Here is a 22,124-nt window from a genome sequence, read left to right on the forward strand (position 1 = left end):
TGAAGCGGATGGAAGAGCTAATTGAAAACAAAGCTAAGCGCGGTCTGACATTAGTATACACAGGTGATGGAAAAGGAAAAACGACGGCAGCACTTGGGCTTGCAGTTCGTGCCGCTGGCCGGGGAAAACGTGTGCTCATGATTCAATTTATTAAATCGCCTGAACGAACGTACGGGGAAAAAATTACGTTTGAAAAAATAGGGATTGAAATCGTGCAGACAGGAATCGGCTTTACGTGGACGAAAACACCAGACGAACACAGAGAAGCTCTAAAAACCGCGTGGTCATTTACGAAAGAAAAGGTCCAATTTGGAGGGTATGATGTTGTCATTTTAGATGAACTAAATAATGCTCTTGCGATTGATAAATTCATGATTGACGATGTCCTTCCTTTAACAGAAGTAATTGAATTGATCCAGCAGCGCCCAAAGGGGATGCATTTGGTGATTACCGGACGATCAGCCAAAGAGGAAATCATCACTTGTGCGGATTTAGTTACCGAAATGAAACCTATAAAGCATTATTATAATGAAGGAATTCCTGCCGTGAAGGGAATTGAGTTTTAATGGTCTATCTTGAAAAATTTGGACATGGTGGGGATTTACTGACAGCCAAACAATTGTTTGGTAAAAATTTATTGCAGCTACTAGATTTTAGTGCCAATATCAATCCACTCGGTCCACCTATTAGTGTAATTAAGTTGATAAAGGAGCAACTGGAATCGATCGTCCATTATCCCGATCCCGCCCATCGTGTTCTCAAACAAAAATTGGCGGAAAAACACTCCGTTTCACCAACACAGATTTTGATAGGAAATGGAGCAGCAGAGTGTATCGGCCTTGCGATTTTAGGCTTGCAGCATGAAACAGTGGGAGTCGTATATCCTTGCTTTTCAGAATACGAACAGCTTGCTAGAGCATATGGTGCTACCATCAAGTCATTGGTCGGCAGGGAAGAAAATAATTATAAGCCTGATCAATCGGATTTCCTTCAATTAATAGCAGAAACCGATCTTGTATTTGTTGGACATCCCAACAATCCTACTGGTGTCATATATTCGAGGGATGAACTTGTCGAGATGGCAGAACAGGCAAAGAGGAAAAATACATATTTGATAATAGACGAGGCTTTTATTGACTTTCTTCCAATTGAAACACGAATCACGCTTCTTTCAGATTTACAACGTTGGAAACAGGTAATCCTAGTTCGCTCGATGACAAAGTTTTATGCGATCCCTGGTCTTAGGCTTGGGTATTTGGTGGCCGATCCAACCCTGATATTAAAGCTACAGGCGAAACAAGTAACCTGGAGTGTCAACCAAATGGCCCTATTGGCAGGAGAAGCGGTACTAAACGAAAAGGTATACGAAGAAGCAACGATTAGCCTAATTCAGGAGCAAAGAAGCTATGTCAAACTAGCCATTGAAGAGAAGCTTGGGTGGAAGGTTTTTCCAGGTCAAGCGAATTTTCTGTTAGTTAGAATAACATCTGACATCACGGCAACTGAATTACAGTGGCGCATGGGTCATAAAGGAATCTTAATACGTTCCTGTAACATGTATCCGGGGCTAACGGATCAAGATTTCCGGATTGCGATTCGAACGGAAGAAGAAAATCAATGCTTGATTCGAGCCTTAATTGAAGTAAGCATAGAGGTGAATTTATCATGCCCCTAACCTATGTCACTGGAGGAATTCGCTCCGGAAAGAGTGAATTTGCGGAACGCTTGGCATTCAGTCATGAAGACCGAGTCCTTTATGTTGCCTTCGGAGTTCAAACCGATCAAGAAATGGAAAAAAGAATAGATAGCCATAAGAAGCGTCGCCCAGCTGAATGGGGCGTATTAGAAGAGCCGAACGAACTTACTTCCGTTCAATCGGTCTATCAAGACTACGATGTTATTTTAGTTGATTGTATTTCTTCGTGGCTGTCCAATCAATGCATGTGGTTAACAGATCAGGAACTGAAGGAAGAAAACAAGAAAAGTAGTTTAATAGAGGAAGTGGAACTTTGGATTAAGGTGATAAAAGAAAATCATCAGCATGTCATTGTCGTTTCAAATGAGGTAGGTCTTGGTGGTGTCGCCTTATCGCCGTTGGGGCGTTTTTTCCAGGATGTTCTAGGGAAAATCAATCAATTATTGGCAGCCGAAGCAGATGAAGCTTACACCGTCTTTTCCGGTCTGCCATTAAGGCTGAAATAATGAATGCTTCCCTAGCAACCCTGATGTTACTCACTAGCATTTTCTTTTTCGAAGATAGAGGTTTCAACAATCGATTGGAAAATAAGCCCTGTTTATTTTCATTGATGGGATTGTTAATTGGCTGCTTTGTTATGTGGCCACATGTGAAGTAGTAAGGAATCAGGAGGGCTTTAAAATTCGATGTTTGTTCATGCCATTTATATTATTATTGCTTATCTTATTGATCGAATCATTGGTGACCCCAAAAAGCTACTACATCCGGTGGTCATCATTGGAAAGTCGATTAGTCGTTTGGAAAAAGCGATTCGTTTTTTCACTAGAAATGAAAAGTATTGTAAACTGGCAGGACTCTTATTTCCTATTTTGATTGGTGGCGGTAGCTATATAATCGTAGTTTTGCTACTTTACGGCCTCAATCAGTTTAATCATATTTTTGCCGTCATTACAGAAATTTGGTTAATTTCTACGACGATTGCGACAAAAGGATTGGCTGATGCAGGGTTGGAAGTATTCCAACACTTGAAAAATCAGGATATAAGGGCTGCAAGAAAAAGTCTGGGAATGATAGTCGGACGAGATACAGAAAAACTAGGGGAAAGTGAAATTTCGAGGGGAGCAGTGGAAACGGTAGCCGAAAACATTGTCGATGCCATTATATCACCGTTATTCTTTGCCCTTATTGGGGGTGCCCCACTTGCAATGTTGTACCGAGCGGTAAATACGTTAGATTCGATGGTAGGATATAAGAATGAAAAATATAGAAACCTAGGCTGGGCCTCGGCCCGACTAGATGATCTATTAAACTATTTGCCTGCCCGGTTGACATTTGGAATGATGCTGCTTGCTTGTTCGATTAATCGTCTCGATGTACTAGGTGCTTGGAAAATGATGAAACGCGATGCTAAACTTCATCCGAGTCCAAATAGCGGTTACCCAGAGGCGACAATCGCAGGAGCGCTTCAGATACAACTTGGAGGAACGAATTATTATTTCGGTAAAGTCTCAAAACGGGCAAAGATGGGGGACCCATTACGGAAGATTGAAGCAGATGATATTTTACTTACAGTAAGAGTTATGAAAACAACCTCCATTATTTGTGTCGTGTTATTTATGTTACTTTCGATAATAGTGGAGCTATGCATGAAGTACGGGATAGGAGCCTGAACAATGAAACTAGGAAGAGGAAGCTGCAATGGCACATTTGGAGAATTGGTCCAAGGTGTTATGGAAGAGCGTCCATTTTTAATCACATTGCCCATCAGGAGTTTACGAAGTGAGGCTAGATTTGTTCCAGACTCAGACATTTCCCACATAAAGGTCGTAAATTCCAAAATGAAAGCGAAGAAAGCGGGGGAAAACCTACTCCAACTTTTTGGAATAAAAGGGGGCGGGTATCTCGAAATAAATTCCAATATCCCTTGCGGCAAGGGGATGGCGAGTAGCTCGGCGGATATTGTTGCATCATTAAGAGCGATTGCTGACAGCTATCGTATTACTCTTACAAATGAAATGATCTCGATGATTGCCACAAAGGTGGAACCTACTGATGGAGTAATGTATGAGGGAGTCGTGGTCTATGAATATATTCACGGTCAACTGATTACTAGCTTTGGGTCCATACCCCCATTCATTCTCGTTGGTTTCGATTTTGGGGGTATGATCAACACAATAGAATTTAATGAAGTTCCGAAAGTGTACAGTCAGGACGATCAACAGCAATTTATTAAAGCTTTTGATCTGGCTAGAAAAGGGTTTAAGGAAAAAAATATAACGTATATTGGAGAGGCAGCAACCATCAGTGCCCGGGTGAATCAAAAAATATTGCCAAAACCTGTTTTTCCTCTATTAGAACAGTTGGCCGATCGCTATCATGGCGGAATCGTTGTCGCCCACAGTGGAACAGTTGCGGGTATTATACTAGATGGAAATCTTCCAAACCGTGAATTTGTAGTTTCACTCTTAATGAAGGAAATGTCACTCGCATACAAGGGTGTATCTATAAATTTATTTCATTATGAAAGTAAGGAATAGATAATAAATTGAATAATTCACACACTTTAATTTCAAAGTGGGGGAACGTGTATAGTCAAGAGGCTTGTATTAAAGATCACCTTTAAACTTTGGGTGGTTATTTCAGACACCCTTGTTTATCGACTATTTGCATGTACTCTAAAAACCTCAATCTGTCAGTTCGGATTGATTTTTTTATGTTGCAACTGTTTAAAATTGGGAGGAATTTTTTAATGGAAACTGTATCATTGTTTTTACTTGTTTTTGTATTAGGGCTTAGGCATGGGTTAGATGCTGACCATCTTGCCTTTATTGATGGACAAACACGGTATAATTGGAGAATGGGCAGTTCGTTTGCTCGTTGGGTTGGGACATTATTTTCGTTGGGACACGGAGGAATGGTAGCATTAACAGCAGGTATTTTAGGAATGGTAATTGATAATTTTTCATTCCCAGCTTATTTTGATAATATTGCAACATGGGTGTCAATTTCTTCTTTATTTCTTATTGGAACGTTAAATACATATAATCTTTTACGGACTAGAAACAATCAAGAAGAGTTTCAACTTAGCGGACTAAAAGGAAAGTTTATTCCAAAAATTGCGAAGGGGACTACAAATCCTTTTCTTATTATTTTAGTAGGGGCTTTGTTTGCCTTAGCTGCCGAGACAGTAAGTCAAACCGCTGTCTGGTCTTTGGCGGCAGGAAATGTAAGTAAGTATACCCCTATATTTTTAGGACTAGTTTTTATGTTTGGGATGATGATTACAGATACAATTGATTCGATGATAATCTATAAAATGGTGAACCAATCTAGCAAAATCGGTCAAGCTGCGTCAAGACTAATGGGTTGGGTGATTGTCGTCTTGGCATATGGAGTTTCCTTCTATCTAGCATTTACATTTTTTAACCCTTGGGCAGAACTAGATTTCGAAATCGTGGGAGTCATTCTTTTCATTTTCTTAGTCGCATCATTTATCTTTATAACCGTTTATTCCAATAAGCAGAAAAACGAATTAAATACTACGAATTAATTAGATAAGCTCTGGCAATTTTATAGTGTCAGAGCTCTTTTGTAAGGCCGACAAAACGAACGGATCGTATGGTATTGTTTTAACGAATTTGAGCGCTATTTTGCGAGCTAATTTTATCCCTAATGTCCTTGAACTCTCGGTCTGTGGTGTTCTATCCTTACAAGGCTTTGTCCCCTTAAATAAAAGGTACCTTCTTCCTTACAATGTTTACTTAGAATATTTAAGTTAGTCTATAAAAATAAAGTGGTCTTATTTTATTTATTAACTAGTAAATATATTTTTAAATAGTGACTTTAATCAATTAAATGAGAAATTGAAATAAGATTGTTCCTAATAATAGGTTAAGGTTTTTGTTAATTAACAACGGATATAAACCCTAATGAAACTTAGAAGGTAGTGAAAACGCAGGTGGTAGAAATCAGTTGGCATTACCGATTTTAGAAATTGTCAGATTACGTCAATACAGTCTACCATATGTAGAAATTGCAGCTACCTTATATGGATCCCAATATAACGTTTTAAAGGCAACTATCAATAGTAGGTAAATTGAACAGATAAAGGAAATCTCCAATATTGAAAGCTAAGGCAATTTATTGTAAGATGAGATACATTGAATAGAATATCAGACTCTGACTAACGATCGCTGTCTTCTTTTCATAGCTAAAAGCGCGGTGCTCTTAACACCTAGGACTTTCTCGCAATGAAAGAACATACTTAATCGTCTGATTATCAAAGTAATGGAACTAACAATGAATAGATATGATAAAAATAGAGGAGAGGTTACTAATGGTTACTAAAAAAACTTTAGATAGAATAAATGAGTTATCAAAAAAGGCAAAAGAAGTAGGGTTAAGTCCTGACGAGAAAATTGAACAAGATCAATTAAGAAAAGAATATTTAGCAGATTTCCGTTCTCGTATGATGGATGAATTAACTTCACTTAAAATTGTCGATGAAAAAGGGAATGATATTACACCTGCAAAATTAAAATATGAAAAAGCAATGCGTAAAAAAAACTTACATTAAAAAAGTTTTAACAATATAAAAATTTCATATTTCGTTAAAAATAATAGAAAAGAGCAGAAGAATATTCTGCTTTTTTCTATTTCTTGGAAAGAATTTGTTAAAAATGTCAAAACTAAGTGTTAGTTATTGTAATAAATCATGGTAAATTATATGATAATATCTATGAATAAGCTAAAGGAGCGAAATTTATGTCTAATAATATTGAACAATTAGCAATTAATACGATTCGCACATTATCAATTGATGCAATCGAGAAATCTAATTCTGGTCATCCAGGAATGCCAATGGGTGCTGCACCGATGGCATACGCATTATTTGCAAAATTTATGAATCATAACCCAAAAAATTCAAAATGGTTTAACAGAGACCGATTTGTGTTATCAGCAGGCCATGGTTCAATGTTACTATACAGCATGTTACATTTATCAGGCTACGAAGTGTCAATTGAAGATATTAAAAACTTCCGTCAATGGGGAAGCAACACTCCGGGACATCCTGAATTTGGACATACACATGGTGTTGAAGCTACAACAGGTCCATTAGGACAAGGTATTGCGATGGCTGTTGGGATGGCTTTAGCAGAGCGTCATTTAGCAGGTACATATAATAAAGAAGATTTAAATGTAGTTGACCACTTTACATACTCAATTTGTGGTGATGGAGATTTAATGGAAGGTGTTTCTGCAGAGGCAGCTTCATTAGCAGGACATTTACAATTAGGGCGCTTAGTAGTTCTTTATGATTCAAATGATATTTCATTAGACGGAGAATTAAATCGTTCATTCTCTGAAAGTGTAGAAGACCGTTTTAAAGCTTATGGATGGCAAGTGATCCGAGTAGAAGATGGTAATAACTTAGATGAGATTACTGCAGCGATCCAAAAAGCTCAAGAAGAATTATCAAAACCAACTCTAATCGAAGTAAAAACAACAATCGGTTACGGTTCTCCGAATAAATCTGGTAAATCAAAATCGCACGGTGAGCCATTAGGAAAAGAAGAAACGATTTTAACGAAACAAGCGTATGCTTGGGGTTATGAAAATGCATTCCACGTACCAGAAGAAGTGTATGCACATTTTAATAAAGTGATCGTTGAAGCTGGTGCAAAGAAAGAAGCAGAATGGGATGCTACATTTGCAAAATACGAAGAAAAATATCCTGAATTAGCAGCTCAATTGAAGAATGCAATTGAAGGTAAGATTACTGTAGATTTAGAAACAGCATTACCTAAATATGAAGTAGGTAAAAAAATTGCGACTCGTTCATCTTCAGGTGAAGCAATTAATGCTATTGCAAACGTATTACCTAGTTTCTTTGGTGGATCTGCTGACTTAGCTGGCTCTAACAAAACATATATGAATGGTAAAGGTGACTTTACAAGAGAAAGCTACGATGGACGAAATATTTGGTTCGGTGTACGTGAGTTTGCAATGGGTGCAGCCTTAAATGGTATGGCACTACATGGTGGAGTTCATGCGTTTGGCGCGACATTCTTTGTTTTCTCTGATTACTTAAAACCAGCAATTCGCTTAGCTGCTTTAATGAATTTACCAGTTACTTATGTATTTACACATGATAGTATCGCAGTTGGTGAAGATGGACCTACTCATGAACCAGTTGAGCAACTAGCAGCATTTAGATCAATGCCTAATCTGAATGTAATTCGTCCAGCAGATGGAAATGAAAGCTCAGCAGCATGGAAAGTCGCAGTAGAAGCTAAAGACGCACCTACAATGTTAGTATTGTCACGTCAAGATTTACCAACTTTAGAAGGGACTACTACTGATATTTATAACAAAGTTTCAAAAGGTGCTTATGTTATTTCTCCTGCGAAACAAGATAAAATCGATGTAGTAATAATTGCTGCAGGTAGTGAAGTACAATTAGCAGTTGGAGCACAAGAAAAATTAGCTGTAGAAGGAATTTCTGCATCTGTTGTTTCGATGCCTTCGATGGACTTGTTTGAAAAGCAATCTGATGAATATAAACAATCAGTATTACCAAAAGAAGTTACGAAACGAGTAGCAGTAGAAATGGGTTCTTCATTCGGCTGGCATAAATATGTAGGATTCGATGGAGAAGTCATCTCAATCGATACATTTGGCGCATCTGCTCCAGGTAACTTATTAATGGAGAAATTCGGATTTACTGTTGATCATGTCGTTTCAGCAGCAAAAAAAGTATTACAGTAATAAAGTAAAGATGGGAAAAGTAGGGAAGGAATTTTAAATTCTTTTCCTATTTCCTAAACCTTTTTTCAAATATAATGCTTTATTAAAGAATTTTCGACAAAACTAGTTGATTTTCACTCCTTAAAAATGACAAATATTTTGAATGGAATTTTATATAATCTTCCTTACAGATAGTTGTTGGGAGTGGACAAGATATGAGGGAATATAAAATTTTTTTAATTCGAGAACCACTGTCTATAGAATTTTATGGGAAAGAGCATAAAATATATCAACTAGTATATGAGTATTATTACTCATCGATTGAACTAAGGAAAATTATCGAAAAACAATTAGAATATATAACAGAACCAATACCATTATTCGAGCTACATACATTTATTCGCAAATTTGATTCTCAACAGATTTACTTTTATGAAGAGACTGGAGAGTATCTTCTCGAACTTATTGATGGTGCAAAAGCTCAGCTAAAACTTTATCCTCACGAACTAATTTTATATGCAGAAGGATCATTAGAGGCAGAAACAATATTCTTTGAGCTATTAAGAAAATTTCGTTCAACATTCATTGCAATTGATGTGAAGGATCAGCGATTTGGCTGGCTAAGACCTATCGCCTATCAAAAGTATATTTAAACGATTAAATTGCAGTTTGCTCTTGTATAAACTGGTTAGTTTTAGTAAAATTGTTTCTAGATGATTTTAAGGAGGAAGCAATAAAATGTGGGTATACTTTCTAGTCGGCATCTTAGCATTAATTGCAGGTGTAGCGATTGGATTTTTCATAGCTCGTCAATATACAATGAACTACCTAAAGAAAAATCCACCAATTAATGAACAAATGTTAAAAGTAATGATGGCTCAAATGGGACAAAAACCTTCACAAAAGAAAATTAACCAAATGATGAAGGCTATGAACAACCAAACAAAATAATAAATCCTTTTATAATATAAGGCTTTATAGCTTGTTTCGAAATAAATATTGAACATATTCTTTCAGGAAACAGCTCTTTAACGTGAATCCTTTATCAAGAATTTGTAATTATTTAAATCATGAATCATTATACTAATTTAAACCACTTATTCTGTTGGAATTAACCAATAGGAGAGTGGTTTTTATGTTTTAAGAGGGAAAATTAAAATTTAACAACACCGACTACCGTGAAAAAATTTTCTTGATTATGTCTTTAGAGATTTTTAACTATTTAATGAACTAAATGAAGTCGGTTACCTGTGCCGGTTATGAACTGATAAGGGGAGTAGTAAACTAAACCACTTTCTATTGGGAAACGAACCAATTGAAAGTGGTTTTTTGGTATTAAATAAATTTGTAATTTATTGAGTTGAAAAAAGGTGACTCAAAAGTGACCCTAAATGTGAATATAGTCTTTCTATCGGAAAGCAAAAAAGACAGTATTCTCAGTTGAATGCAAATAAAAACCTGAAAATCACAAATAAAATTAGAAAACCGCAAATAAAAATAACTGGGGTGCAATTAAATCAAAATAAATCGCAATTAAAATTAATATTTACCCCTACAGGTATGGGTAAATTGACCTGTAAATTGGTCACTTAACGGATACTTCTATATGAAAAGCTAGCAAAATACTCTTACTCTTATCTAATTGAATAAAAATCTTATACTTTTCTTTAAAATAGGTCAAATTAAGTAACTACAATTGATAGTTTTGAAGAAATACCTACAAAAAGATCACACTTACTTCTTTATGAGAATTAACAGCTATTCAGGTTCTCGTGTAGGTTTTTTATCGTAAAATTAAACATCTACCTTAAAAAAGCAGATTATTAAAAAACATTTAATTTTTATGTTATAATGTACACTGTGTTTTGATTTTTCTAAATATTTTAAAATTAAATTTAATAGCATTGCGGGGGTGAAGGAATGTCTGTTTTTAAAGATTTGTTTTGGTTTTTTAAACAAGAAAAAAGAAGCTATGTATGGGGAATATCTCTTTTAGTAATCGTTGCAATTTTAGAGCTACTACCTCCGAAGGTTATTGGTTATGTAATTGATGAAATGGTAAAAAACTCACTTAATAGTAAAAACTTATTTTTTTGGGTAGGTTTAATTTTTATTAATGGGTTACTTCTTTATGCATTTCGATATTGGTGGAGGAGATTAATATTTGGTTCTTCTTTAAAGCTAGCGAGACAACTTAGAGATGATTTATATCATCATTTTTCAAAAATGTCTCCATCATTTTATCAAAAAAATAGAATTGGAGATTTAATGGCTCATGCAACTAATGATGTTCAAGCAGTACGTGAAACAGCTGGGGCTGGGATTTTAACTTTTGTTGATTCGATTATTTTAGGTGGATCGGTACTAATAATGATGGCAGTTTCAATAAGTTGGAAGTTAACGCTTATTAGTTTATTACCATTACCAATTATGGCCATTTTGACTCAATACTATGGTAAATTATTACATCAACGTTTTCATTTAGCGCAAGAATCATTTTCAGAATTAAATAATAAAGTGCAAGAAAGTATGAGTGGTTTAAAGGTTATCAGAAGTTTAGGGCAAACAAAAGAAGATGTAACTGCTTTTAAAAATCAAGCAGATTTAGTAGTGAAATACAATATGAGAGTTGCTAGAATTGATGCACTTTTTGATCCAACAATCATGTTAGTTGTTTCGATTTGCTATATTATTGCAGTTGTTTATGGATCTAGATTAGTTATAGCAGATGATATTACTGTTGGACAATTAATTACATTTGTTACTTATTTAGGCATATTAATTTGGCCAATGCTTGCAATTGGATGGTTATTCAATATTGTCGAACGAGGCCGTGCTTCTTATGATCGAATCCGTTCTTTATTAAGTGTTGAACCTGAAATTAAAAATAAAAAAAATGCATTAGAAAAACTTCCAATGGGTGAAATTACTTATTCAATTGATTCATTTAAGTTTAATGAAGAATCACATTTTGAATTAAAGGACATCTATTTTAATGTTCAAGAAGGTCAAACAATTGGAATTGTTGGTAAAACTGGTCAAGGAAAAACAACTCTTTTAAAACTTTTAATGAGAGAATATGAAGTTTTTAACGGGAGTATTTCAGTTGGCGATTTAGATATTAAAGATACAACCTTATTATCACTTAGATCACATATCGGTTATGTACCTCAAGAACATTTCTTATTTTCATCATCAGTTAAGGAAAATATAGCGTTTAGCCAAATAGATTCTTCAATCGAAACAGTACAGAAAGCAGCCGAGATTGCTAATATTCATGCGGATATTTTAGAATTCCCATTAGGCTACGACACGATAGTAGGTGAAAGAGGAGTATCATTATCTGGAGGCCAGAAACAAAGAATTTCAATCGCTAGATCTTTAATTAAAAACCCTAATATTTTAATATTAGACGACTGTTTATCCGCGGTGGATGCAAAAACAGAGGAAAAAATATTACATTCTTTAAAGGATGAGAGAAGTGGGAAAACAACATTTATTACTTCTCATCGTATGAGTGCTGTCATGCATAGTGATTTAATCATCGTTTTAGACGAAGGAAGAATTATACAAAGAGGTATACATGAAGATTTAGTTCAAATTGATGGTTGGTACAAAGAAATGTTTCAAAGACAACAACTAGAAGAACTAGTAGAGCAAGGAGGGAGATAAAATGAATCAAGAGATTGAAATCGATGCTAAAAGGCAGAAAAAAGATTTAATACGTCTTCTTTCATTTCTAAAAAAATATAAAGTTTTACTAACTTTTGCATTTATCTTCTTATTCCTTGCAACAGCATGTGAAATGTATGGTCCAATTTTAGTTAAAAGATTTCTAGATGATCATTTAATGAAAAGGTATTTTCCAAAAGATACAATCGTAATGTTATTTTCTATATATGTTGCAATAACAATCGGAAAAATTGTTTTATCATATTTACAGCTTTTAATGTTTCAACAAATTGCTTTTAAAGTTGTTCAAGATATAAGAATGAAAGTATATGAGCATGTACATTCATTAGCTTTTTCGTTTTTTGATAAAACGCCGATTGGAAGTATTGTATCAAGAATTACGAATGATACAGAAGCTATAAAAGATTTTTACGTAAGTGTACTGGCAACGTTTATCCAGCAAATTGTCTTTTTAGTGGGAATCATTATTGCGATGTACTCATTAGACGCTAAATTAGCAACGATTTGTGTAGGGTTAGTTGTAATTGTTTATTTTATTATACTAACGTATCGCAAAAAGAGTTTTCCATTTTTTATGGAAACTAGAGGACAGTTAAGTAATTTAAATGCTAAATTAAACGAACACTTACAAGGTATGTCAATCATTCAAGCATTTAACCAACAAAAAAGATTACAAAATGAATTTGAAGATGTAAATAAGTCTCACTATAAGGCAGGTGTAAAAACAATACGATTAGATTCTCTGTTTTTAAGACCGGCAACAGATTTAATTTATACAATTGGAATAATGTTTGTTCTTAGCTTCTTTGGCATTACTTCTTTTAGTAATCCAGTTGAGATTGGTACCGTTTATGCATTTGTAAGTTACTTAGAAAGATTTTTTGAACCGATTACGCAAATGATGATGAAATTGTCTTTATTACAGCAAGCTGTCGTATCATCATCCAGAGTATTTGACTTAATGGATGAAGAACAAAAAGCTCCTACTAAAATTGGAACTAACTTACCAAAAATAAAAGAAGGAAGTATTGACTTTAAAAATGTATCATTTGCATATGACGGAGTACACAATGTCATTCATGATATTTCATTCTCAGTTAAACCTGGTCAATCAGTTGCTTTTGTTGGTCATACAGGAAGTGGTAAGTCAACAATCATGAATCTACTATTACGTTTTTATGATGTGAAAGACGGAGAGATTCAGATTGATGATCAAAACCTTTCAACATTTGAAGAAAGTGAATTACGATCTAATATCGGATTGGTTTTACAAGATCCATACTTATTTGTTGGAGATATAAAAGGAAATATCTCAATGTATAATAACAAAATAACAGACAGGGAAATTAAAGAAGCATCCGAATTAGTTAGAGCAAATGATTTTATTGAAAAATTACCAAATGGGTATGATGAGGCGGTTGTTGAACGAGGTTCAACTTTATCAAGTGGACAGCGCCAATTAATCACGTTTGCAAGAACGATCGCAGCAAAACCTACTATTCTTATTCTAGATGAAGCAACTGCAAATATTGATAGTGAAACAGAAGAAGCAATTCAAGAAGCTTTAACAGAGATGAGAAAAGGTAGAACTACTGTGATTATTGCTCATCGTTTATCAACAATTCAAGATGTTGATTGCATATATGTATTGCACAAAGGGAAAATCGTAGAGGTAGGGAACCATCAACAGCTTCTGGCAAAACAAGGATTGTACTATAATATGTATCTATTACAAAATAAAGGGTCTTTATTATTGGCTGAGTAATGAAAAAGTAGCTAGATTTTCTAGCTACTTTCAGTGTGTAGACAAAGTACTAAAAACTTGATTTTCTAGCTACTTTTTTTATAAAACCATATCTATTCAGAAGGATATTAGTAAAAATTTAATAGATTCATAAAGTGGAGGTAAATTAATCGAATCAGTGGTTTACAGTTTAAAGAGTTAAATTATCCTAGTAAATAAAAAATTAATAAGTAGTTTAGTTGTTAATAAAACTAGTTAATTTACAAAAGTTTAATATATGTTCGATCTTAATTGATTTACAATATTTTTCCACCTTCATACATTTCACGAATTAATAGTTAAGTTGATTGGAACGGATGTTGCTCGACTCCTATAGGATATGCGGGAAGGCTAAAGACCCCGCAGGCTTGCCGAGGAGGCGAAAGAAAGAATCTCGCCCCATGGAAAGCGAGCATTCTGTAATGGAGATCAACATCACTCCACTCCTTTTACGAAAATTTGATAATTAATTGACAAGGTAGTAAATAACAGCGTGGGAAAAAGTCGCATCTATTTGCGACTTATTTTATATTTACTTGAATATTGAAAACTAACTAAATAAAATAAAGCTTCATCACTAAAACCGTGCCAATTGCACCAAAAACAACGAAAATGATATGTAATCTAAGTAATGATAAGATAATTGCAACTAATCCACCAATGAGTCCAACACTCATATTTCCTTTTTGAACACTTAAAATTCCTGGGAAAATTAATGCACCTAATGCAGCATATGGAACACCTTTTAACCAAGAGGATACCCAATTTGGAAATTGAATCCGATCAACAATAAATACAGGAATTATTCGGGGAATCATTGTCACTAGGCACATACCAAAAACAAGTAAAAAGACAATCATTCTTTGTGATCTCCTTTCATTAATCCAATTGCAAGTAAACTCGCAAAAATGGAAGACAATATTAATGACCATCCTTGACTTAAAAAAGATGAAAGCGTGAAATTTAATAGCATACTTACAATTACGATTAAACATGCTCTCCAATTTGTACGAATGGCTGGGGTTAATAACCCGATAAACATAGCATATAAAGATATTCCCATGCTTTCGCTAATTATTCTTGGTATAAGATTAGAAAAAACTACTCCTAAAATAGTACCGCTTATCCAAGTACAATAAGCAATTGTATGTAATGTAATTAAATAAATCGACGAATAACTTGTTGAACTGCTTTTTTTACCTAAAGTCGTTACAGCAAAATTTTCATCAGTTAGTGTGATAGATAAGTAGACTCTATGCCAAAATGGTAGAGTTTTAAATTGATGATTGAATGATAGGCTCATAACAAAGTTTCTAAAATTTAAAATAAATGTAGCGATATAGATTTGGAAAAAGCTCACACCCGCCAAATACATGGATAACCCCATAAACTGACTAGCACCGGCATAGACTAGTGCACTAAATGAAAGAGTATTTAGTACATTAATGTCAGCTTGCTTTGCAATTAATCCGAATGTAAAAGCAACAGGCAAATAACCAATAATTAAAGGAACAGATGCTAAAAATCCTTCCTTCATTTCCTTACTACGATTCGCTTTAGTGTGTGTAGTTTTTGATTGTTGCAAAACAGTAGACATATTAAGTTGTTAACTCCCTTCAATTAAATTACCCATTAATAAGATTAGAACAATAAAATGTTCTATAGGTGCGATGGCAGTTATATAATATGTTTTTTAACACATTCTATTTCCATATTCATACTTGTTTAGTGTGTTTGGAAAAGAATTGGCCATCAAAGATTGTCATATGATTATACTATAAAATTGAGAAAATTTTTATAATACTAAAAATTTAATTTGATTAATAGTTGGGATCATGAATGAAATTAAAGCATTTGAAGTTAAAAGAGGAGTTTTTATTCATGAAATTTATAAATTATGGGTAATATTTTCCAGTAGTAAATGATAAGGATTAATAATAATAAAATACTTGGCCATATTTTTTTAAACATGTTTCCACCTTAATAATAAATTAGTTTATTAAGAAGTTTGCCGTTATCTTATTGAAAATATTCCATATTCATCACTATTTTTCAATTTTATGGTAATGAATGAAATCTTAGAGGTTCTTAAAATATGTATATGATGTGGTCTATTAACTACTTTTAATACTAAATAAAAAACAATTCTGTTATAATATTATCTAGAATGTAAAGATGAGAAGGGATGTAAGTTAATGGGGGATTTAAATATTGGCATTGCATTTGGAGCGGGATTTCTCTCCTTTATTTCTCCATGTTGTCTGCCGATTTATCCAGCGTTTTTATCGTATATTACAGGGGTATCTTTAAGTGATTTACAAAATGAAAAAAGAATACATAAAAGTAAAACTTTACTACATACTTTATTCTTTTTACTAGGTTTTACAATCATTTTTATTGTTTTAGGTTTTAGCACTTCTATTATTGGTTCCTTTTTTATGCGTTATCAAGATTTTATTCGTCAAGTTGGTGCGATTTTAATTGTATTTTTAGGATTAGTCGTAACGGGAATTTTTCAACCGAAGTTTTTAATGAATGATCGAAGGTTTCAATTCTCAAAACGCCCTTCAGGATTTCTAGGTTCTACTTTAATTGGATTAGCATTTGCAGCAGGTTGGACGCCTTGCACTGGACCAATCTTAACGTCAGTATTTGCACTTGCAGTAAGTAACCCAGGTTCAAGTCTATTTTATATGTTAGCATATACACTTGGATTTTCTATTCCATTTTTTGTATTGTCATTTTATTTAGGCTCACTAAGTTGGATTAAAAAGTATTCGCATAAAATCGTCGTTTTTGGTGGATATATCATGATTATTATGGGAATCATGTTATATTTTGATTGGTTGACTAAAATAACAATTTATTTTACTAGATTTTTTGGTGGATTTACTGGGTTTTAAACATTATTTTTCCAATGTAAAAAAATGCAGGATTTGAAGTTATTGGATTTGCATCGATGTGGCAGAAGCAGTATTATATAATCAGTTTATATGATAAAAAGAATGCTTTGTATTCACAAAAACTGTAGTTTTTAAAATAGTCAATGCATATTAGTATTGTTATTCTTTAAGATTGAGAAAAAAGGTAGTGAAAAAATGAGTAAAGATATGAGTATAATTTTTAGCACAGTTTTTGCAACTTGTATGGCTTTAGGTGTAATTGTCGTAAGACTAAAAGCTGCTAAAAAGCCGACAAACCTTAAAAAAATTATTTTACCTCCATTTTTTATGAGTAGTGGAGCTTTAATGTACTTAGTACCAGAGTTTAGATTGACAGGTTCTGAAGTATTAGAAGCTGTTTGTATGGGAGTATTTTTTTCGTTATTTTTAATTAAAACATCTAAATTTGAAATTGTAGATAATGAAATTTATTTAAAAAGATCAAAAGCATTTGTCTTTATCTTACTTGGTTTATTAGTCGTTCGAATTGTGATGAAGTTATATTTAAGTACTTCAATCGATGTAGGCCAATTAAGTGGGATGTTCTTCTTATTAGCATTTTCAATGATTGTTCCTTGGCGCTTAGCAATGTACAAATCTTATCAAAAATTGAGAAGACAGCTTCCTTCAAATACAATTATCACATGAAAAAACGTGTACCTTTTCGGGTACACGTTTTATTTTGCTAGTAAATGCTTATAATCAGCATAATCGATTTCTTTTTTCTTAAGTGTTTTAACTAAAAATGCATGATCTCGCTTAGGGGTTGCTTTAATATATCCTTCAATAATTAAGCCTTGTGTAATTTGTGAAGCGTTATTTAGTAACGCCAATTCACCAATTTTTCCAGCTATTTTATCTCGAGCTATATCTCTAAATAAAGATGGAACAGGTTGTACTAATTCTTCAAGTAATTCTTTCTGTTCAGTTGACCATAAATGTCTTGTTTTTTGTAAATATTCTTCCTGCCAATCTAAAATTGATTTCCCATCCTCTTTAGGTAATCTTTTCAAAAACTTTCTGAACATAAAGTATCCGCCGATTGACATCATTCCTAACAAGAAAATTGTCCATAAGACAATCATAATTTGAGAAAAGAACGAAAACATATGTATCCTCCTTGTAATAGGTAAACATACCACTATTATAGTAAGAAAATATGACAAGTATCAAGCAAGTACATATATTTTTTGTCAAAAAATGACCATTTATTTTTAAGTACTAGTTTCATTTTAAGTATTTGAATCATATAGTAGAAAAAATAAAGAAAAAAGTCGTAGAGGAGGCAAAGAATGTGAAACAAACTAAATTCTCTTCTCACTTTACTTTTCTAAGTCTTTTGTTTTATATGGCTGCCAGTTCAATATTCCTGATTATCCTGTACAAGTTAATATCAATGCTTGTAGGAAACGGAAATGATTTAAAGAGTTATCTACAAATCGCTGTAGTCGTAATTGTTTTAAGTATTACAGCTTTCCGCCTAATAAGAAGCGATATCGTATTAATCCAGGATGAAATTATTATTCATAAAGGCATTCTAACAGTTAAACTAAAGGTGAAGGATATTACAGAAATAAAGCAATTAGTCGAAGTTTATGGAAAAAATAAAGAAATAATAACTTTATTAATTCATATTAACGAGTCAGTCCAACCAATTATTTTAACCCTTGAAAATCCAAAAGCTTTTATAAGAGAAGTGTTAATTTTAAATTCTGACATTATATTTGATGAAGAATTGATTATTTTAGTTAATAAAAATAACTAATAAATGAAAGCCAAGTTTATTTATTTGTAGACTTGGCTTTTTGCTTTTTAGAAAAATGAAGTCTTTCCTGAGTGAAATCTGATACCAGGTTGGTTGAATAGGAAATCTGCGAAAAATAATATACCAAGGTATTTAGATTTGATAAAATTGTACAATAAACTTTTTATTAATAAATTACAAAGGATGAATCTAATGGGAAGAAAAAAAAAGACGTTAGAATTGGATTTTACATTTTTAGATGATTTTCATCCTTCGTTTACTTCAAAAATGATCACGCAATTAACCGAAAGTGGTTCTACACTTTTAGGTGAATCAATTACTAATTGCCTTTGGGGCATATTAATAGACGAAGATGGCTCAAAACTTGCTAACGATGGACAAGGATTTATGAAAGTTAGTGCTGTTGACTGGAAATCATATGGTTTTGACGTAACAATTAAATGGAGCTCACCTGAAAAAGTTAATATTTTCCCTTATGATAATGTGGAAGACATTGATATTAAATTTTTTTGGTGCGAAGATTTTCCGGTTAACGCGATTAAAAAACAATCCAAGAAAAAGACCATCGTTGTTGATTCAATTACTTTTCCATTTGAAGTAGAATATTCTGGTTTTATTGAATCTGATCTATTACTTGAAGTAAGTTTAAACACACAACTTGAAGAGGATAAACAAATAGTAGTTGATTCCTTAAAGAGTGCATTTGTAAATTGGAATCTTGAAACAGAAAAATCAGGTGGCAATGATATGAAATATATGAAGTACATTAAGAAATTCAATAATAAATATATAACATATTTTGACATAGGAAGTTCAGGAAAAGAAGGTTTAAATTATTTAATCGATTCTTTAGCAATGAATGAAAAATTAGAAATCTCAAAAGTCTTTGTTAAACAGTCTTAATTTTTCAATTTTATTTAATTTAAAGATGTGCACTGCTAAAAATAAATCCTATTTGGATGAAGCATGTAAAGGAAAAAATTATCAGGCATTAAATAAATAGTAACAGTGGAAATCTAAATGAGGGAATAACGAATAAATATACCCTTATATTTTAATTAAAGTGGCTTTGAAAGAGTGAAAAGTATAAGGATAATTATAGTTTCATCTGGATGAAAATGGAGATATATGTAAATACAAAAATGAAATGAAAACCATTTCATAATGGATTATTTTATTAAGTTTTTAATGTTTTTAGTGATATATGCAAGGTTAAGCATTATAATAAGGTTTTCTTTTAGTAAAATATTGTATATTATATTTGTTGAATAGACTCTCTTTTAAGACAGAAAAGTAGGTGAATAAAGTGGGAAAATATCAATTAGATACAAAAGGTCAGATGGCTGTGTCAAAGTTTCATGAAAAACAGACCCCTGCCAAAATTGATAAAAAGCAGCAACTTGAAAAAATGCGTGCAGAGTATTTGAAAAATAAGCAAAAACAAACAGATAAATAGTATGAAAAAAAACATAGGAAGACTAAAATCTCCCTATGTTTTTTTTGAAGTTCTTTTTAGTAAACTCCAACAGAAACGTTCCCTTTAATGGACAGTTTCTTTTTTTGTTGTCGCTGCTTTTCCCGCTTTATACATAAAGGTAAGAAACAGCAGGGTCATAACGCGATCAATCCATGTTAATGAAAAGTCCACAAACAAAAAAGCAATGATTTCTACGATAAATGAAACGAACGTAAATGAGATTGCTCCTACGAAAAATAATTTGTACCACTGGCGGTACGTTAAATAAATGTCCTTTTTTCGTGCAGCATATTTATATACAAGTGAAAACAAGACCGGCATCATCACCGGAATAATAAGTACAATGAACGGGATGACAATGAGTAGAAATAGCTCAGCATTGTCTCCAAATCCATTTTCTAAAACCGTCCATAATGATGTCGTATCCGATGCAATATCGAAATTCATCAAGAGCTCAAATAGCCCTGCACTTAACACGACACTTGCCAGTAAATAGTAACCGATAATGCTTCGTTTTTTCGAATGAAGCACTTCATTGTACTTACTCGGCTGAAAGCTTGATAGCATGATTTTAAACATAATTTTCCTCCAATTTTCCAAATCATCTTCCATTATAAAGGGGAACTAGCTTCAAAGAGACTAGTAATTTTTAACATATTTTTAGAAAAAAATGCCTCGGAAAAGAGGCTTTGGTGTATGCATTAAATACAGGGATTTATTTTTGTATGAAAAAAGGAGTATAAAAACGAAAAAAATACCAAATAAGAATTTTAAGTTTTGGAAGATCTAAATACTAAGAATAATTTTCAATTAAGAGGGTTATAAATAGTTAGGTTCCTTTGGTTTATGTTACAATATTGTACAGTACATAATTGTAGGGGGAATATAGCACTAATGAGTAAAAAGAAAAATTCTAATAGTAATCAAACGTTTGCTATTTCTGTATTTGTTGGAATAGTGGTATTAGTTGGAGCATTATTTTTAGTTTCTAAATTGCAAGATAAAAAGACTGAAGAGGTATATCCAACAATTGCTGGGGTAAATCAAGTGAAAGTTGATGGGTTTGACACTAAAGATCAACCAACATTTAGCAATAAAGATGCAAAAGTGGAAGTAGTTGAATTCGGTGATTATAAATGTCCAATTTGTGCGCAATGGAATAAAGTAGTTTTTCCACAACTAAAAGCTGATTATATTGATAATGGTTTAATCAATTTTTCATTTATAAACTATCCGTTTATATCGAAAGATTCAAATTTAGCTGCACTTGCCTCAGAAGTAGTTTATAAAACTCATAAAGATTCATTTTGGAAGTTTCAAGAGCAAATCTATTTAAAACAAGAAGATGAAACAACTACTTGGGCTACACCTGATAAATTAGCAAGTATAGCGAAATCTGTTATTCCGAATTTAGACGAAAAACAATTTAAAAAAGATTTATACAAAAAAGATGCAATGAAACAAGTTGCTAACGATGTAGCAATTGCTAACCATTATGGTGTTAACGGTACACCTACAATCTTTGTGAATGGTAAAGCAGTGGACAACCCTAGTTTAGAATCAATTAAAGCAGCAATTGACGCTGAAATAAACAAATAAAAATCAATTAAGTAAAGGTATGCGAAAAATCGCATACCTTTCTTTGTTTGAGAAAACAAATTACATTTTTTTCTTTACTCGTGCATCTGCTTGAGCTGAACGTTCTTGTGCCTCTATATCATCATGATCTGCTAATTCTGCTGAATACTCGACATCAAGTCCATCAGGCTTTACATTCTTATTAATATTAGAATTGTAAGTACTTTTCTTCTTTTGCAAATTAAACCCCTCCATAATAACTAATTCATTTAAATTACATATCGTGGTGACTATGTTTTTTCTGTCTTGTATGATTTTGGTTCTTAACTTTATGAGAACCGCTTAGTGGTTTTGGTTGTCCACTTTCATGGTCAATTGGGCTATTTCTTTTTGACGATTTGTTTGTCATTCTTGTCACCTTCCTTTACAAATAGCTTTAGTTG

Annotated in this window: 25 protein-coding genes; 19 read left to right on the forward strand and 6 right to left on the reverse strand. The window is 33.0% G+C overall.

Annotation, left to right across the window (positions count from 1 at the left end; genetic code table 11):
* Positions 1-8: 8 nt before the first annotated feature.
* The 13 genes from cobO (at position 9) to RAH41_RS01930 (ending at position 13,901) form a co-directional block, all read left to right on the forward strand.
* Positions 9-566 carry a cob(I)yrinic acid a,c-diamide adenosyltransferase gene (cobO, locus tag RAH41_RS01870; protein WP_331220207.1) on the forward strand — a complete coding sequence of 186 codons (558 nt, stop codon included), beginning with the start codon at positions 9-11 and terminating at the stop codon, positions 564-566.
* Positions 566-1,675, forward strand: coding sequence for a threonine-phosphate decarboxylase CobD (gene cobD / locus RAH41_RS01875; protein ID WP_331220209.1), 1,110 nt, complete (start codon positions 566-568; stop codon positions 1,673-1,675). Before cobO ends, cobD begins: the two co-directional genes overlap by 1 nt.
* The gene (gene cobU / locus RAH41_RS01880; protein ID WP_331220210.1) at positions 1,666-2,202 is read left to right on the forward strand and encodes a bifunctional adenosylcobinamide kinase/adenosylcobinamide-phosphate guanylyltransferase; all 537 of its coding nucleotides are present in this window, start codon (positions 1,666-1,668) and stop codon (positions 2,200-2,202) included. The genes cobD and cobU overlap by 10 nt, the downstream gene beginning before the upstream one ends.
* A gap of 180 nt (positions 2,203-2,382) precedes the next feature.
* Entirely contained in the window at positions 2,383-3,366 is a 984-nt protein-coding gene (gene cbiB / locus RAH41_RS01885) for an adenosylcobinamide-phosphate synthase CbiB (RefSeq protein WP_331220211.1), read from the forward strand.
* Between the two features lie 168 nt (positions 3,367-3,534).
* Complete coding sequence (locus RAH41_RS01890; protein WP_331220425.1) at positions 3,535-4,233, forward strand: hypothetical protein; 699 nt, start codon at positions 3,535-3,537, stop codon at positions 4,231-4,233.
* A gap of 212 nt (positions 4,234-4,445) precedes the next feature.
* Positions 4,446-5,246 (forward strand): sodium:proton antiporter, encoded by an 801-nt coding sequence (locus RAH41_RS01895; protein WP_331220212.1) that lies wholly within the window; start codon positions 4,446-4,448, stop codon positions 5,244-5,246.
* A 422-nt stretch (positions 5,247-5,668) separates the two neighbouring features.
* Complete coding sequence (locus RAH41_RS01900; RefSeq protein ID WP_331220213.1) at positions 5,669-5,791, forward strand: hypothetical protein; 123 nt, start codon at positions 5,669-5,671, stop codon at positions 5,789-5,791.
* Positions 5,792-6,032: 241 nt separating this feature from the next.
* Positions 6,033-6,272 carry a DUF896 domain-containing protein gene (locus tag RAH41_RS01905; protein WP_331220215.1) on the forward strand — a complete coding sequence of 80 codons (240 nt, stop codon included), beginning with the start codon at positions 6,033-6,035 and terminating at the stop codon, positions 6,270-6,272.
* Positions 6,273-6,460: 188 nt separating this feature from the next.
* On the forward strand, positions 6,461-8,464 hold the full coding sequence (gene tkt / locus RAH41_RS01910) for a transketolase (RefSeq protein ID WP_331220217.1): 2,004 nt from the start codon (positions 6,461-6,463) through the stop codon (positions 8,462-8,464).
* A 194-nt stretch (positions 8,465-8,658) separates the two neighbouring features.
* Positions 8,659-9,096 (forward strand): sporulation inhibitor of replication protein SirA, encoded by a 438-nt coding sequence (gene sirA, locus RAH41_RS01915; protein WP_331220220.1) that lies wholly within the window; start codon positions 8,659-8,661, stop codon positions 9,094-9,096.
* Between the two features lie 85 nt (positions 9,097-9,181).
* Positions 9,182-9,394 (forward strand): YneF family protein, encoded by a 213-nt coding sequence (locus tag RAH41_RS01920; protein ID WP_056476721.1) that lies wholly within the window; start codon positions 9,182-9,184, stop codon positions 9,392-9,394.
* A 969-nt stretch (positions 9,395-10,363) separates the two neighbouring features.
* Positions 10,364-12,115, forward strand: a complete 1,752-nt coding sequence (locus RAH41_RS01925) for an ABC transporter transmembrane domain-containing protein (RefSeq protein ID WP_331220225.1) — start codon at positions 10,364-10,366, stop codon at positions 12,113-12,115.
* Between the two features lies 1 nt (position 12,116).
* Entirely contained in the window at positions 12,117-13,901 is a 1,785-nt protein-coding gene (locus tag RAH41_RS01930; RefSeq protein ID WP_331220226.1) for an ABC transporter ATP-binding protein, read from the forward strand.
* 572 nt (positions 13,902-14,473) lie between these two features.
* On the opposite strand, the gene RAH41_RS01935 is transcribed toward RAH41_RS01930, so the two are convergent.
* Both RAH41_RS01935 and RAH41_RS01940 read right to left on the reverse strand, forming a co-directional pair.
* Complete coding sequence (locus tag RAH41_RS01935) at positions 14,474-14,779, reverse strand: AzlD domain-containing protein (RefSeq protein ID WP_331220227.1); 306 nt, start codon at positions 14,777-14,779, stop codon at positions 14,474-14,476.
* The gene (locus tag RAH41_RS01940; RefSeq protein ID WP_331220228.1) at positions 14,776-15,516 is read right to left on the reverse strand and encodes an AzlC family ABC transporter permease; all 741 of its coding nucleotides are present in this window, start codon (positions 15,514-15,516) and stop codon (positions 14,776-14,778) included. The genes RAH41_RS01935 and RAH41_RS01940 overlap by 4 nt, the downstream gene beginning before the upstream one ends.
* 598 nt (positions 15,517-16,114) lie before the next feature.
* Between RAH41_RS01940 and RAH41_RS01945 the strand changes: the two genes are divergently transcribed.
* Positions 16,115-16,822, forward strand: a complete 708-nt coding sequence (locus tag RAH41_RS01945) for a cytochrome c biogenesis CcdA family protein (protein WP_331220229.1) — start codon at positions 16,115-16,117, stop codon at positions 16,820-16,822.
* Positions 16,823-17,029: 207 nt separating this feature from the next.
* The gene (locus tag RAH41_RS01950; RefSeq protein ID WP_331220426.1) at positions 17,030-17,509 is read left to right on the forward strand and encodes a cytochrome c biogenesis protein CcdC; all 480 of its coding nucleotides are present in this window, start codon (positions 17,030-17,032) and stop codon (positions 17,507-17,509) included.
* A gap of 29 nt (positions 17,510-17,538) precedes the next feature.
* Here the strand turns inward: RAH41_RS01950 and RAH41_RS01955 are convergent, their stop codons facing one another.
* Positions 17,539-17,970 (reverse strand): DUF2621 family protein, encoded by a 432-nt coding sequence (locus RAH41_RS01955; RefSeq protein ID WP_331220231.1) that lies wholly within the window; start codon positions 17,968-17,970, stop codon positions 17,539-17,541.
* Positions 17,971-18,155: 185 nt separating this feature from the next.
* On the opposite strand from RAH41_RS01955, the gene RAH41_RS01960 reads away from it, so the two are divergent.
* The 3 genes from RAH41_RS01960 to RAH41_RS01970 all read left to right on the forward strand — a co-directional run bounded on the left by RAH41_RS01960 (position 18,156) and on the right by RAH41_RS01970 (position 20,082).
* A complete protein-coding gene (locus tag RAH41_RS01960; RefSeq protein ID WP_331220232.1) occupies positions 18,156-18,626 on the forward strand; it encodes a hypothetical protein in 471 nt (156 codons plus the stop codon).
* Positions 18,627-18,818: 192 nt separating this feature from the next.
* A complete protein-coding gene (locus RAH41_RS01965; protein ID WP_331220234.1) occupies positions 18,819-19,529 on the forward strand; it encodes a hypothetical protein in 711 nt (236 codons plus the stop codon).
* Between the two features lie 403 nt (positions 19,530-19,932).
* Complete coding sequence (locus tag RAH41_RS01970) at positions 19,933-20,082, forward strand: hypothetical protein (protein WP_331220236.1); 150 nt, start codon at positions 19,933-19,935, stop codon at positions 20,080-20,082.
* Between the two features lie 84 nt (positions 20,083-20,166).
* On the opposite strand, the gene RAH41_RS01975 is transcribed toward RAH41_RS01970, so the two are convergent.
* Positions 20,167-20,682 (reverse strand): hypothetical protein, encoded by a 516-nt coding sequence (locus RAH41_RS01975; protein WP_331220238.1) that lies wholly within the window; start codon positions 20,680-20,682, stop codon positions 20,167-20,169.
* Between the two features lie 315 nt (positions 20,683-20,997).
* Between RAH41_RS01975 and RAH41_RS01980 the strand changes: the two genes are divergently transcribed.
* Positions 20,998-21,702, forward strand: coding sequence for a DsbA family protein (locus RAH41_RS01980; protein ID WP_331220239.1), 705 nt, complete (start codon positions 20,998-21,000; stop codon positions 21,700-21,702).
* Between the two features lie 60 nt (positions 21,703-21,762).
* Here the strand turns inward: RAH41_RS01980 and RAH41_RS01985 are convergent, their stop codons facing one another.
* Both RAH41_RS01985 and RAH41_RS01990 read right to left on the reverse strand, forming a co-directional pair.
* Positions 21,763-21,921 (reverse strand): YfhD family protein, encoded by a 159-nt coding sequence (locus RAH41_RS01985; protein WP_331220240.1) that lies wholly within the window; start codon positions 21,919-21,921, stop codon positions 21,763-21,765.
* Between the two features lie 34 nt (positions 21,922-21,955).
* Positions 21,956-22,090 carry a small acid-soluble spore protein P gene (locus RAH41_RS01990; protein ID WP_084006741.1) on the reverse strand — a complete coding sequence of 45 codons (135 nt, stop codon included), beginning with the start codon at positions 22,088-22,090 and terminating at the stop codon, positions 21,956-21,958.
* Positions 22,091-22,124: the final 34 nt, after the last annotated feature.

Origin of the sequence: Gottfriedia acidiceleris (assembly GCF_036421055.1) — a bacterium.
GTDB lineage: Bacteria > Bacillota > Bacilli > Bacillales > Bacillaceae_G > Gottfriedia > Gottfriedia acidiceleris_C.

Bases quoted from the DNA above. Each gene is read 5' to 3' on its own strand.
- cobO (WP_331220207.1), top strand. From the start codon at position 9: ATGGAAGAGCTAATTGAAAACAAAGCTAAGCGCGGTCTGACATTAGTA.
- cobD (WP_331220209.1), top strand. From the start codon at position 566: ATGGTCTATCTTGAAAAATTTGGACATGGTGGGGATTTACTGACAGCC.
- cobU (WP_331220210.1), top strand. From the start codon at position 1,666: ATGCCCCTAACCTATGTCACTGGAGGAATTCGCTCCGGAAAGAGTGAA.
- cbiB (WP_331220211.1), top strand. From the start codon at position 2,383: ATGTTTGTTCATGCCATTTATATTATTATTGCTTATCTTATTGATCGA.
- RAH41_RS01890 (WP_331220425.1), top strand. From the start codon at position 3,535: ATGAAAGCGAAGAAAGCGGGGGAAAACCTACTCCAACTTTTTGGAATA.
- RAH41_RS01895 (WP_331220212.1), top strand. From the start codon at position 4,446: ATGGAAACTGTATCATTGTTTTTACTTGTTTTTGTATTAGGGCTTAGG.
- RAH41_RS01905 (WP_331220215.1), top strand. From the start codon at position 6,033: ATGGTTACTAAAAAAACTTTAGATAGAATAAATGAGTTATCAAAAAAG.
- tkt (WP_331220217.1), top strand. From the start codon at position 6,461: ATGTCTAATAATATTGAACAATTAGCAATTAATACGATTCGCACATTA.
- sirA (WP_331220220.1), top strand. From the start codon at position 8,659: ATGAGGGAATATAAAATTTTTTTAATTCGAGAACCACTGTCTATAGAA.
- RAH41_RS01920 (WP_056476721.1), top strand. From the start codon at position 9,182: ATGTGGGTATACTTTCTAGTCGGCATCTTAGCATTAATTGCAGGTGTA.
- RAH41_RS01925 (WP_331220225.1), top strand. From the start codon at position 10,364: ATGTCTGTTTTTAAAGATTTGTTTTGGTTTTTTAAACAAGAAAAAAGA.
- RAH41_RS01930 (WP_331220226.1), top strand. From the start codon at position 12,117: ATGAATCAAGAGATTGAAATCGATGCTAAAAGGCAGAAAAAAGATTTA.
- RAH41_RS01935 (WP_331220227.1), bottom strand. From the start codon at position 14,779: ATGATTGTCTTTTTACTTGTTTTTGGTATGTGCCTAGTGACAATGATT.
- RAH41_RS01940 (WP_331220228.1), bottom strand. From the start codon at position 15,516: ATGTCTACTGTTTTGCAACAATCAAAAACTACACACACTAAAGCGAAT.
- RAH41_RS01945 (WP_331220229.1), top strand. From the start codon at position 16,115: ATGGGGGATTTAAATATTGGCATTGCATTTGGAGCGGGATTTCTCTCC.
- RAH41_RS01950 (WP_331220426.1), top strand. From the start codon at position 17,030: ATGAGTATAATTTTTAGCACAGTTTTTGCAACTTGTATGGCTTTAGGT.
- RAH41_RS01955 (WP_331220231.1), bottom strand. From the start codon at position 17,970: ATGTTTTCGTTCTTTTCTCAAATTATGATTGTCTTATGGACAATTTTC.
- RAH41_RS01965 (WP_331220234.1), top strand. From the start codon at position 18,819: ATGGGAAGAAAAAAAAAGACGTTAGAATTGGATTTTACATTTTTAGAT.
- RAH41_RS01975 (WP_331220238.1), bottom strand. From the start codon at position 20,682: ATGTTTAAAATCATGCTATCAAGCTTTCAGCCGAGTAAGTACAATGAA.
- RAH41_RS01980 (WP_331220239.1), top strand. From the start codon at position 20,998: ATGAGTAAAAAGAAAAATTCTAATAGTAATCAAACGTTTGCTATTTCT.
- RAH41_RS01990 (WP_084006741.1), bottom strand. From the start codon at position 22,090: ATGACAAACAAATCGTCAAAAAGAAATAGCCCAATTGACCATGAAAGT.